We start from the raw sequence: 11,071 nt of genomic DNA on the forward strand, positions 1-11,071 counted from the left end.
ACACGGATATGAAGGAAGCCCACCGGAATATCGAATCGATAGCAGCCCTTGAAAATATCTGCGGGGATATCAACAATATGGTCTTAAAGCAGGAGACCCTTGTTGCCATCCACGTAGGTTACGTTGCTGAAAGTATCCGGCGATCGGGGGAGTATGCAGCGGATATTTCCGAGACCGTCATCAATCTGCTGGTTGAGCAGGAGACATTGACGGGGAAAACAAAAAAGCAGGGATAAGATCAGATCCATTTTTTTACATCATCCGGAAACACCGGGCAGACATATATGAACAAGGGAATCGGGGTGCGGTGGATTGATCTGATTAACATCAACAAACCGGTAAATAATGGACTTCTTCTTCATAAAACCCTGAAAATCCCATAGAATTTTATCCGTATACACATGAACATTGATCATGGTACTTCTGGAAGGGATTGCTCTCGGCTGGCTGCTCATTGTCATAGGTGCGTTTCTGCTCCTTGTCGAAGTGCACAGCCCGGGATTCTTTGCCACCGTCCCGGCTACCGTGTTGATCATCCTTGGGATCCTGCTCCTCCTGGGCGTGGATATCTTCAACTCGGGCTGGGGCGTTGTCATCGGGGTTGTTGTTGCGATCTGCGCAGCCGGCTTCACGGTCTGGATGTACGGCCGCATCACCACCAATGAAAGTCCGACAACGATCAGCCGGGACTCCCTTATCGGGAAAGTTGGGCAGGTCATAAAAACGGTTGATGGGAAAACACTCTCCGGTAAAGTGAGGATCGCCAGCTCCGAATGGAGCGCACACTCGACCGGCCAGATCATTCCTCCTGATAAAACCGTGAGAGTTGTCGATTCAGAAGGAGTCCATATCGTTGTAGAAGAGGTAACATAACATGCCGTTTATCGATACACTCATTGTCATATTCCTGATCCTTGTCGTAGTTGTAATCTTTGCCAAGGGGGTCGTGATCGTCCAGCCGTACGAACAGGGGCTTCAGGTCCGCCTCGGGCAGTATGTCGGGCGGATGAACCCCGGGTTCCGCTGGATCGTTCCGTTTGTCAGCGAGGTAACCAAACTGGACCTCCGCACGCAGGTGATGGACGTCCCGAGCCAGGAAGTCATCACCAAGGACAACTCCCCGACCAATGTCGATGCAATTGTGTATGTCAGGGTCATCGATCCGGAGAAGGCGTATTTCGAGGTCGCGAATTACCGGATGGCAACGGTTGCCCTTGCCCAGACGAGCCTCCGTGGCATCATCGGCGACATGGAACTCGACGAGGTGCTGTATAACCGGGATGTCATCAACACCAAGCTCCGCGACATCCTTGACCGCGAGACCGACCAGTGGGGTGTCAAGGTCGAGCGGGTCGAGATCAAGGAAGTGGACCCGGTCGAAGCGGTCAAGAACGCGATGACCGAGCAGACCGCAGCAGAGCGGGCCCGGCGGGCGGCGATCCTCAGGGCTGACGGGGAGAAGCGCTCTGCCATCCTCAAGGCAGAAGGGCTCCGCCAGAGCATGATCCTAGAAGCAGAGGGAGAGCGCCAGAGCAAGGTGCTCAGGGCAGAAGGAGAGCGGCTCTCAAAGATCCTCCAGGCACAGGGTGAAGCTCAGGGACTCCGGATCCTCTCCGTAGGAGCGGCACCGCTTGACAGAAAGGCAATCACCGTGCTCTCGCTGGACGCCCTCAAGACCATGGCCAACGGACAGGCAACCAAGATCATCTTCCCGTTCGAGATCTCCGAGCTGATCCGCCAGGGTGCAAAGTTCCTCGGTGCAAAGGATGAAACCGCTGAAGAGGTTGCAGGGCGGCCGGTCATGGATGACAGTATTCTCGGGGTTATTCCAAAGCAGGATACGATCGATGCAATCCTCAAGGATATACAGGACGCGGTTCCGAAAGTTTCGGAAGACGAACTCAAGGATACCAGCAAGCGGAAAGTTCCTGTACCCGTTGAAGACAAGACCGAATAAATTTTCTTTTTTTCAGGTATCATCCCTGTTTTCATATCCGGATTCAGCAAACCCAACAATTCCGGCAGGAAGCCGGCATGCTCATCTTTCGTGCAGGTACAGGTACAATTTTTGGATCGCAATCGATCTCCGGCAAATAATTTTCAATCACCCCCTCACCCCCTGCTCTCATTTTTTCAATCAACCCTTGATTGATCAACCGAAAAGCTCACGCCGGAAAAAACGATTTGCTGTTGGATAATTATCCTACAAACGGATAATTATCCTACTGTAGGCAGGTTTACCAACACCTTATGATCGCGATTTAAAAAAAATCAGCAGACCCTGATTGAAAACCTGATCCGGAGAAACGCACATGAGCCGGAGGGTTCCCCCATGCCAGGTGTACCCGCATACCCCAAAACGCGTTGAAAATGCAGTTTTTGCAGTGCAAAAAAGAAAACTCCGGATAAGGTACTGTTTCTCACAGGTTCATCATATACGGCAGTATCATGACAGAAAGGAGCACGGCCAGCATCACGTAGCTGATGATACTGACCACATGCCCGGAATACCTGCTCCACCCACGACGGTCGAGGATACGATCGACCGCTTCTTTGAGGATGAGACCCCCGTCGAGCGGGAGAAGGGGAAGGGCATTGAACGTCCCGACAACAAGGTTGAACCACCCGCACCAGAAGAGGATCTGGATCACAAACCAGAAGTACGGGAACGGCACCTGCCACATCATGGCATCCACGGTGTCCACCGTCAGGATACTGAACTGGCCCCATGTGGCCGGGTCCATGATCGTATAGAGCGGGACCGCGAGCAGGACGACAATACCGATGGGATCGTAGAAGCGGTTGAACTGCTCTTTTACAGCAGGTGCATCATAATACGTAACCCCCATAAAACCGCTTGTACGCGTACTCAGTTCTTTTGGCCATGAGCTCAGCGTCAGGGTGTGCGATTCGGTCTTTCCTTTCGTATCGATCAACAGGGTAACGGAGTCCCCCGGTTTTGTGCTGTTGAGAAGCCTCGCCACTTCATCCCTTGTTGCAACGCTGACCCCGTTCACTTCCCGTATCACCGAATTGGGGGGAATCCCCGCATTGTGTGCAGGGGAGTCCACGTAAACGCCGTGGATGAGCGGAACGTTGAGCGGGACAACAAGCCCAAGGAGCAGGATAATGGCGGTAAAACAGACCACCCCCAGGAGAAGGTTATTGGTAATCCCGGCGCCAAACATCCGCATCTTGGCAAGCCCTTTACATTTCTCCTGATCCTGTTCATCCGGCTCAACAAAGGCCCCGATGGGGATAACAGCAAGCAGGACTCCCATCGTCTTTACCCGGATCCCTTCCACCCGGCACAGGATGGCATGGCCGAACTCGTGGACGATCATCGTGATGATAAGTCCAAACCAGACCGCAAACGTGAACGGGATGAAATCGTTCACACCCGGGATAGCCAGCGCGTTCTTGGGATCGTTGGCCATGGTGAGGGCAGGGCGCTGGACAACAATGTGCTGTATGGAAATAAAGAGCAGGACCGTCATCAGGACCGAGACAACAACGACCATAATCACACCAAGGGTGCCATAGAGCCGCAGGAACATGCTGAACGGAATGAAGCGGTCGAAGAAACCAACCCGGTCTGTCTTTATTGCCATCAGCGGGCCGTAAAACGTGATACGATCCTGCCAGAGTTTCCTTGAATGGATATAATACGCAATTAAGGCATAGGCCGCTACGAGAAGCGCGATCAGAAGGATCCAGTCCATCAGCCTTAATATCAGTTCAGGAAGGATAAAGGAATTCTCCTCACGGATCAGAAATCCCCAAGGCTGCGCTGGGTCTTCTGGGCAATGAGATTACTGACCGTTTTCCAGCTCTTCCGGGCAATGGGCGGCGGGACTTTGTGCTCATCGATATAGTCAGAAAGATACCGGATCGTGACCGGGTCCGACGGATACCCGCTGCCGATCTCCCCGTATTTCTTTGCAAAGGACACAATCGCCCGGTCGCGGACAACCTTTGCCACGATACTGGCAGCCGAGACAACCGCGAACTTCTGGTCGGCATGGTGTTCGGAGACTATCTCGCAGGGGGAGTCAAGGCTGCTTTTTACCATCTCGGCGTAGCGGAGGGTATTCACATCGCAGGCATCAACGTAAGCGCACGAGGGGGAGATCTTGTTGATAGCCTGGGCATGGGCCCGGGCAACTGCTGCGTTCAGGGTCATCTCACCCCGGATGCGATCTATATCCTGCGCGTCGAGCCGGACAGTCGAAACCGTGCAGCGTTTCCGGATCAGGCCGTACAGCCGCTCGCGTTCCTTAGGGGATAACTCCTTTGAGTCCTTGACGCCCAGACCTTCGAGAACAGACTCCGAGGTCACGCCAACGGCAGCAATCACCATCGGGCCCAGCACCGAGCCCTTTCCCGCTTCATCCACGCCGCATATCACATGCAGAGGTTGATGCGCAAATTATTTTAAATGCCGGTGAGGGTAACCGGTATGTATGTACATCATCATCGTAGGGCTTGGGGGCATTGGCAGGAACCTTGCAAAACATGCAGTCGAGCATGCACACAACGTGGTTGTCATCGACCAGGATGAGGCCCGGTGCAGTGAAGTCCTGGAGCACTACGATGTACTCGCCGTAACCGGCAATGCTACGGACAGGTCGGTTCTTGAAGAAGCAGGGATTGACCGGGCCGATGCCCTGATCGCGACAACAAGCGACGACGCCGTCAACCTGATGACCTGCTGGCTTGCAAAGAAGTTCCGGGTGCAGAACGTTGTCGCTATTGTCAACCAGCAGGCCCATTCCGACTTTTTCAAGGAAGTGGGGGTCCGGATCAGCGAGAACCCGGACGAGCTCGTTGCCTCCCGGCTCTATTACTGGACCCAGAACCCGCAGCTCCAGCAGCTGGCATCGATCCCTGGGGGTTCCATATTTGAGATCGTTGCCGAGAACGGGTCGCCCATCGTAGGGCACGAGATCCGCGAATTCAAGGTCAAGGACTTTGTCTTCATTGCGATCCGGAGATCGAACGGGGAACTGATCATCCCGAGCGGCAGCGTGAAGATCCTGCCGGGCGATATCTTCACGGTCTTCACGAAAAAAGAGGCTGAAGACGACTGTCTCCGGCTCCTCAATAAACAGTTAAAAAAATTATCTGAGTGATGCCGCGAGCACCCCAAGATCGAGCATCAGTTTAGGGTTGACCCGGATTATCTCTTTTACCAGGGTCAGCGTCGTGAACTCTTTTAAGTTGAGTTTTGCAACAGAGTGGATGATCTCGTTGAGTTTATCATCGGATTGTCTGATTAAGTATTCCTTGATGTGGTAGTTGCGCTCAATGGCTTTTCCCATCTTCGAGGCACGCCATTCCTTGTCGTATTTCATGAGGGCTTTTTTGGAGACATCGCCCTTGCCGATACATTCGGCAGCGACCGTTGCAGCAAGCTTGCCCGTGTACATCGCGTTATAGATGCCGCCACCGGTCAGGGGATCGACCACCCGGGCTGCATCGCCGGTGATCATCAGGCCGTCACCAACAGTGCAGGCAAGCGGCCGGCAGACGGATACGCCACCGGGAATATACTCGATGGTCTTGCCGTGCGGGAATGTCTTCTTGACAAACCTGTCCAGGTAGTCCTTGGCCCGGTGCCCTTCGCCACTCTTCCTGCCGGAGATACCAATGCCAACGTTCGCGGTCCGTTTCCCTTTCGGGAACACCCAGAGATACCCCTCGGGAGCAACTTCGTTCCCGAGATAGAAGACCGTGGAATGTTCATCGATGTCAATGTCGGTCATAACGTACTGGACCGAGCTCATGATCTCGCGGACCGGGACAGTGGTATCGATACCGCACCATTTCGAGAACTTGGATTCCACGCCGTCTGCCGCAATGACTACATCGGCATGGACACTGGTGATCTTGCCGCAGTACTCGATCTTGGCTCCTTTGACAACGCCATTTTCCAGGATGGGGGCTGCTGCCCGGGACTTGACGGCAACATCGGCTCCTGCTTCCGCCGCTTTCCAGACCAGCTCACGGTCGAAGAACTTGCGGTCGAGAACGTACCCCACTTTGCTGCCGGCCAGTTCGGATTCGAGTTTCATAACGAAACCATCGGGGGAGACGACCGTTGCACCGGTCATCTCGGCAGAGATCCAACGGGGGTCAGGCTCCATGAATTCACGGATGCCATCCTGGCCTATTCCTTCTGCACACCTGACGGGGGCGCCGATTGCCGGCCGTTTCTCGACGATGCAGGCTGACAGGCCTTTCTCCACGGCAGTCTTTGCTGCCAGGGCGCCGGCCGGGCCGCCGCCAATGACAAGAATGTCGTACTTATTTTTCATTGACTACCTCCAGGGCGCCAAGGGGGCAGACTTTTGCGCAGACACCGCAGCTGGTGCAATTCTTCTCAACGGACAGGTACGCATCGATCAGTTCAAGGGCACCTTCCGGGCAGACCGATACGCAACATCCGCAATATCCACAGATATCCCGATGTACTTTGAGCATTAACTTACCATGTTGGCGTCATGCTCCATTAATATTTACGATTGGAAAGAGGGGGACCGGGTACAACTGATCGGGGGTACTTCCCGTTCATCGCTACCAGGAAAAGCTGTCCTGCGCATAGCAGTACTTTCGTGAGACGGGACACCTGGCCCGGCCGGGCTCACCTAAAGCGAGAACGTACCGTACTTCCCGCCGCCTCCCGGATGGAGGGTGACGGTTCCGCTGCGGAGAGCAGAGATGGCATCCGCAACTTTCGGGTGGACCGCCCGAATCTCGGATACAGGGACATCAATGAGGACGGCGATCTCGTTTTCGAACGTTTCGATAAACGAGGTATAGAACGCCCTGCACTTCTTTGTGTTCGGGGACGAGGATCCTTCCATGGTCTGGATGATCTGGGCGAGCGGGATGACGTGGAGGTACGGGGGACGGGGATGTGCCGTGCCGCCCGTTGAGAGTTCCTTTGCCCGGTCGGACACACCTTTCTTGATGATCCCGCCATCCGCAGGACAGCGCCATTGGAGATCTATTGCGTCTTCGAGCGAGTACTGCGTAAAGCACCTCGTACAGGCAGTCCGGTTATACTTGCCTTCCTCGGGAAAGAACCCGGCATTCATTACAACGGCACCTTCACGGATTGCTGCAAGTACGCCCTTTGCCGTGGACTGCCCAATTTCAATGCGGTTGAACTCCCGGCCGAGCTTGTCCGGGTAGGGGCTGTGAGCGTCCGAGTTGGTGAGGAACGGAATATCGTAGAGGTCGGGAATAGCCGCACCGTAGGAGCTGTCTGCTGACAGGCCGAGTTCACAAAAATCGATCGTTGCAGTCCCATAACAGGCAGGAACGCTGTCAAAGTACGCATACATCGCGGTCCACGGGGTGAACGCATGGGCCGGGCCTACCAGTGCTCCGACCTCGTGGGCAAGCGCTGCAATCTCTTCACCGCTGAGATACACATGGGGACGGCCGGTTGTTGCAAAACTCTTGCATTTCCCATCCATAAGGTCGCGGAGCTGGGAGAACTGGGCAAAATCTTCTGCGAGAATGACATGGTGGACACGGTTCACATCTTCGATCTCACCCTGCGGAACAACAACAATCCCTGTATCATTTACCAGAAACGGTTGCCACTGCTTCTGCCAGTCCGGGTGGAGGGCATCCCCGGTGCCGATGACCCGGATACCTTTGGTCCTGCACCCGGCAAGAAGCTGCTCCGGCTGCATGAAGCGGGAGACAGCAATCGAGTACGGGGAGTGGATGTGCAGGTCAGCGGTGGCAAGCATGATTACGTACCGGATTGGATGTTGCGGAATATAAGTGAGGGGATCGGGAGTAGATCTCACCGTTGAGACGAACGTGTATTCACCACGACAGGATCTTCGTCGGATAAAACAGAAACGAATAAATCCATATCTCTTCTTCAGGAAACTATGAAATCCGGGGGAATTCATCATGGTAAAGGCAGTTCATATTATTCCAGGAAGGTTCTGTTCTTCGCCGTTCTGATCATTTTTTTGATCGCCCAGTCCGGCATTGCAGCAGCCGAAGCAACACAAAACCATGCAAAGACCCAGGTTCTCGCATACATTGTTGGCAGTGATCTTGAGACTGACAGCGGGATGGCCACAGACGACCTCAAAGAGATCGTGAATTCAATAGAGAGTGCCGATCCAACAAAACTCGACGTTGTTGTAGCATTCGGAGGAGCAAAGAAAGAGGGATGGCACGGGATGCGGATAGCCACCGGGGAGCAGCTCAAGCAGGATGCAAAAGACGGTATCTTCGGCAACGACCAGTACCTGTATTCCGATACCAGTGCAGACATGGGATCAGGAGCGACTCTGTCCCGGTTCATCCTGGAGACCAAAGCGTCGCGGACATCCGAGCGGACGATCCTCATCATTGCTGATCATGGCAATTCCTATGACGGGATCGGGAATGACGAGGTTACCGGTAACCAGCTCAAGATGGGCGATATCGACAGTGCGCTGAAAGGGTCCGGGATCCGGTACGAGCCTATCATGTTCGATGCGTGCCTCATGGCATCGGTCGAAGTGGGAAAGACGGTCCAGCCCTACACTGGCGTGATGCTCGGGTCCGAGGAGATCCAGCGGGGAAGTTATGAATATTCAGCCATCATCGAACCCCTCCTTGCAAATCCCGATACTGACGCACAGACGATCATGAAGAAAGTCAGCGATGCCTACATCGACAGGAAAGGGAGTGAAAAGAGCGCAGGGAAAGCCAAGACCATGGCTATCATCGATGTGAGTAAAATGCCGGCAATACGGGAGAGTCTCGATGAGCTGGGAGCAAAACTTGTTCCCCTCGCGGAGACCGACCAGGGCCTGCATGATCTGAAAAGTGCCTACAATGATGCGGTCAGGCTGGGGATAAGCAGCGGGAGTAAGCCTACGTCCGTGGACCTCGTCACCCTCCTCCAGAATATCGAGGCCAAGAGGCCGGAACTTGCGCCTGACGTGCAAAAGACCCTCGGCCTCGTCAAAGGCGCAGTTATCTACGAGCGGCACAACGAGTACAGTCCGGTCGTGTACGGGATCTCAATAGCCACGCCGGATGCAATGGATAGGGCGAAGTACAATTCCTACGGCGAAGCTGTCAGAGTTGCCCCGCACTGGGATGAATTCTTCATAAAGATGATTGAAGTGTCGCAGAAGGGCGGGTCTGACACGGTTTCATCAGAAAAAGCAGTCACTGCAGAGCAGCAGGCTGTGTCAGGATCTGAAGATAACGACAAGTATTCCTCACCGGATACCGTGAAAAAGGAAACCGATAAGAAAACATGGTCACTTGGAACACTCTCGTTTACCGGGAAAGGAAACGGGACGCATGAGCTCAATGACCCCTATAATGCTGCAAGTGTTTACACCGTTTATTATCTCATCAACGGGTCCCATGCCCTTGCGATAGGTGCAGTCCCGGCCAGCGCCAGTACTGACAGGATGTACCAGATTCCTGTATGGGATGGGAAGTGGTATTATTTCAGGAGCTCTTCCGCTGCACAGGGATCACTCTGGGAACAGATCCAGCACTTCTTCTCTGGGACGGGAGTCATGCTAAAGACGCAGCCATTCTTCGTTGATATGGAATACGATGACGTGACGGCCGGTGGTTTTGACGAGTATAATTCATGGGTAACGATGCAGGAGAACAAAGAGATCACGGAGGCAACGTTGGTCACCTACGTAAGGAGCAATAAGAGCAGTATTGAGACCGCCCTCACACCGTACTCGACAACAAAAGATGGCAGTGAATTGTTCAGCCGGAGTACAGACCATTTCACGAACGGTTCGCTTGTTACGAGTTATACTACCGGGTTTGACCTGAAAACCAGGACTCCGGGGGAGTTCGAGCTCTCCCGCACAACAGCTACGCCGAATATGACCATGAACTATGCCCTGCTCCCTGACGGAACCTATGCAGCAGGACTCCAGGCGTACTATGACGAGGATAATGAGGTGATGGCAGACGAATTCAGGATAATCAGTATCAGGAATGGAGCGGTCGTATCATCCAGAACCGGAAACCTTTTCCCGTCACTGATTTGACGGGACAACATCATTCGAAACGCAGTTCACCCCACGTTCAGGAGCCGCCCTTTCAGTTCTCCGGCATCTTCTTTTTTGGCGATCATCAGCGCCGAGATGACCGCATCGGAAAAGATGAGGGCCAGCGTCTCAAAAAGGGTCCCGAGCGGAGCAAACGCGGATGCTATTGAGCGGTACTGCCCGGTCACCTGCCGCTCTTCGAAGGTTGACGTATCCCCCCGGTAATACCCGGTGAGATCCCCGAGGTTCACAACGCAGTCTGCGATCCGGCTCATCGTTGAGTCCGGGGATGCGGTGACAAGGCAGACACTCCCGCCCAGGTCCTTAACGGTAGTGCAGAATGTAGCCATGGTGTGAGTCTCTCCTGACCCGGAGAACACTACCAGGGTATCACCCGGTGTCAGCGCAGGTGTGATCGTCTCCCCGACAACATAAACATCAAATCCCAGGTGAAGCAGACGCATGGCAAACGCCCGGGCTATGATGCCGGACCTGCCTGCTCCTGCAATATAGATCCTCTTGGCTGCCAGCAACTGCTGGAAGAATGCCGAGGTCTCTGACTTATTGATCAGAATCGCAGTCTTCCGGATCGACTCAGCCATCTGCTCCATGAAGAGCGGGATATCCAAAAATTCTTCGGTCATGGGTATACAGGGATGTATCGTTCGATCCGTAATGAGGGTGTCGATACAGCGGGTTTTGGGAATAGTTCCGGAACATGGGGAATAATCAACCAGTCACTTTTCATATCCTCCACCCGCCCATTGTTCCGGTGTAGTTGCCAAGTTTCGATCATTTTTCCCCCCCGACCCCCCAGGACGAGTCCGGATATTGGGGAGTTTTTAATAATTCTCCGAGGTGGGATTATCTTATTGAGAGAATGCAGGTGCAGCCGACCTTTCGCAGTAACATATCCGCGTTTTGAATAAAGTAATACTTAGAAATATATCTTAGTACAGCGATAATCAAAATGTGCCAGACATAACCGGATTAACCTCGCAGAATTTCACATCGAAGCA

10 protein-coding genes and 1 pseudogene are annotated in these 11,071 nt (G+C 53.8%); 5 read left to right on the forward strand and 6 right to left on the reverse strand.

From position 1 onward, the window contains the following. The 3 genes and pseudogenes from WC598_RS15290 to WC598_RS15300 all read left to right on the forward strand — a co-directional run. Positions 1-236: pseudogene (locus WC598_RS15290) on the forward strand (hypothetical protein); the annotation flags it as partial. Positions 237-414: 178 nt separating this feature from the next. Continuing rightward, complete coding sequence (locus tag WC598_RS15295; RefSeq protein ID WP_372962369.1) at positions 415-873, forward strand: NfeD family protein; 459 nt, start codon at positions 415-417, stop codon at positions 871-873. A gap of 1 nt (position 874) precedes the next feature. After that, positions 875-1,957, forward strand: coding sequence for an SPFH domain-containing protein (locus WC598_RS15300; RefSeq protein ID WP_372962370.1), 1,083 nt, complete (start codon positions 875-877; stop codon positions 1,955-1,957). 463 nt (positions 1,958-2,420) lie between these two features. Here the strand turns inward: WC598_RS15300 and WC598_RS15305 are convergent, their stop codons facing one another. Both WC598_RS15305 and rnhB read right to left on the reverse strand, forming a co-directional pair. Next, positions 2,421-3,722: a site-2 protease family protein gene (locus WC598_RS15305; RefSeq protein ID WP_372962371.1), complete on the reverse strand. Its 1,302-nt coding sequence runs from the start codon at positions 3,720-3,722 to the stop codon at positions 2,421-2,423. A 47-nt stretch (positions 3,723-3,769) separates the two neighbouring features. Then, a complete protein-coding gene (rnhB, locus tag WC598_RS15310; protein ID WP_372962372.1) occupies positions 3,770-4,408 on the reverse strand; it encodes a ribonuclease HII in 639 nt (212 codons plus the stop codon). A 55-nt stretch (positions 4,409-4,463) separates the two neighbouring features. Here rnhB and WC598_RS15315 point away from each other — a divergent pair, with 55 nt between their 5' ends. Next, positions 4,464-5,132: a TrkA family potassium uptake protein gene (locus tag WC598_RS15315; protein ID WP_372962373.1), complete on the forward strand. Its 669-nt coding sequence runs from the start codon at positions 4,464-4,466 to the stop codon at positions 5,130-5,132. Here WC598_RS15315 and WC598_RS15320 read toward each other — a convergent pair. The 3 genes from WC598_RS15320 to WC598_RS15330 all read right to left on the reverse strand — a co-directional run bounded on the left by WC598_RS15320 (position 5,121) and on the right by WC598_RS15330 (position 7,766). Further along, on the reverse strand, positions 5,121-6,317 hold the full coding sequence (locus WC598_RS15320; RefSeq protein WP_372962374.1) for an NAD(P)/FAD-dependent oxidoreductase: 1,197 nt from the start codon (positions 6,315-6,317) through the stop codon (positions 5,121-5,123). The genes WC598_RS15315 and WC598_RS15320 overlap by 12 nt on opposite strands. Beyond that, the gene (locus tag WC598_RS15325; RefSeq protein ID WP_319375123.1) at positions 6,307-6,483 is read right to left on the reverse strand and encodes a 4Fe-4S binding protein; all 177 of its coding nucleotides are present in this window, start codon (positions 6,481-6,483) and stop codon (positions 6,307-6,309) included. Before WC598_RS15325 ends, WC598_RS15320 begins: the two co-directional genes overlap by 11 nt. Positions 6,484-6,647: 164 nt before the next feature. Beyond that, positions 6,648-7,766, reverse strand: coding sequence for an endonuclease Q family protein (locus WC598_RS15330; protein WP_372962375.1), 1,119 nt, complete (start codon positions 7,764-7,766; stop codon positions 6,648-6,650). 147 nt (positions 7,767-7,913) lie between these two features. On the opposite strand from WC598_RS15330, the gene WC598_RS15335 reads away from it, so the two are divergent. Beyond that, entirely contained in the window at positions 7,914-10,052 is a 2,139-nt protein-coding gene (locus tag WC598_RS15335) for a clostripain-related cysteine peptidase (RefSeq protein WP_372962376.1), read from the forward strand. 26 nt (positions 10,053-10,078) lie between these two features. Here WC598_RS15335 and hxlB read toward each other — a convergent pair whose 3' ends face one another. Next, positions 10,079-10,696 (reverse strand): 6-phospho-3-hexuloisomerase, encoded by a 618-nt coding sequence (gene hxlB, locus WC598_RS15340; protein WP_372962377.1) that lies wholly within the window; start codon positions 10,694-10,696, stop codon positions 10,079-10,081. Positions 10,697-11,071 lie beyond the last annotated feature (375 nt).

The sequence above is a fragment of the Methanoregula sp. genome (genome assembly GCF_041645475.1).
GTDB lineage: Archaea > Halobacteriota > Methanomicrobia > Methanomicrobiales > Methanospirillaceae > Methanoregula.

Bases quoted from the DNA above. Each gene is read 5' to 3' on its own strand.
- hxlB (WP_372962377.1), bottom strand. From the start codon at position 10,696: ATGACCGAAGAATTTTTGGATATCCCGCTCTTCATGGAGCAGATGGCT.
- WC598_RS15335 (WP_372962376.1), top strand. From the start codon at position 7,914: ATGAAATCCGGGGGAATTCATCATGGTAAAGGCAGTTCATATTATTCC.
- WC598_RS15325 (WP_319375123.1), bottom strand. From the start codon at position 6,483: ATGCTCAAAGTACATCGGGATATCTGTGGATATTGCGGATGTTGCGTA.
- WC598_RS15330 (WP_372962375.1), bottom strand. From the start codon at position 7,766: ATGCTTGCCACCGCTGACCTGCACATCCACTCCCCGTACTCGATTGCT.
- WC598_RS15305 (WP_372962371.1), bottom strand. From the start codon at position 3,722: ATGGACTGGATCCTTCTGATCGCGCTTCTCGTAGCGGCCTATGCCTTA.
- WC598_RS15320 (WP_372962374.1), bottom strand. From the start codon at position 6,317: ATGAAAAATAAGTACGACATTCTTGTCATTGGCGGCGGCCCGGCCGGC.
- WC598_RS15300 (WP_372962370.1), top strand. From the start codon at position 875: ATGCCGTTTATCGATACACTCATTGTCATATTCCTGATCCTTGTCGTA.
- WC598_RS15315 (WP_372962373.1), top strand. From the start codon at position 4,464: ATGTACATCATCATCGTAGGGCTTGGGGGCATTGGCAGGAACCTTGCA.
- WC598_RS15295 (WP_372962369.1), top strand. From the start codon at position 415: ATGGTACTTCTGGAAGGGATTGCTCTCGGCTGGCTGCTCATTGTCATA.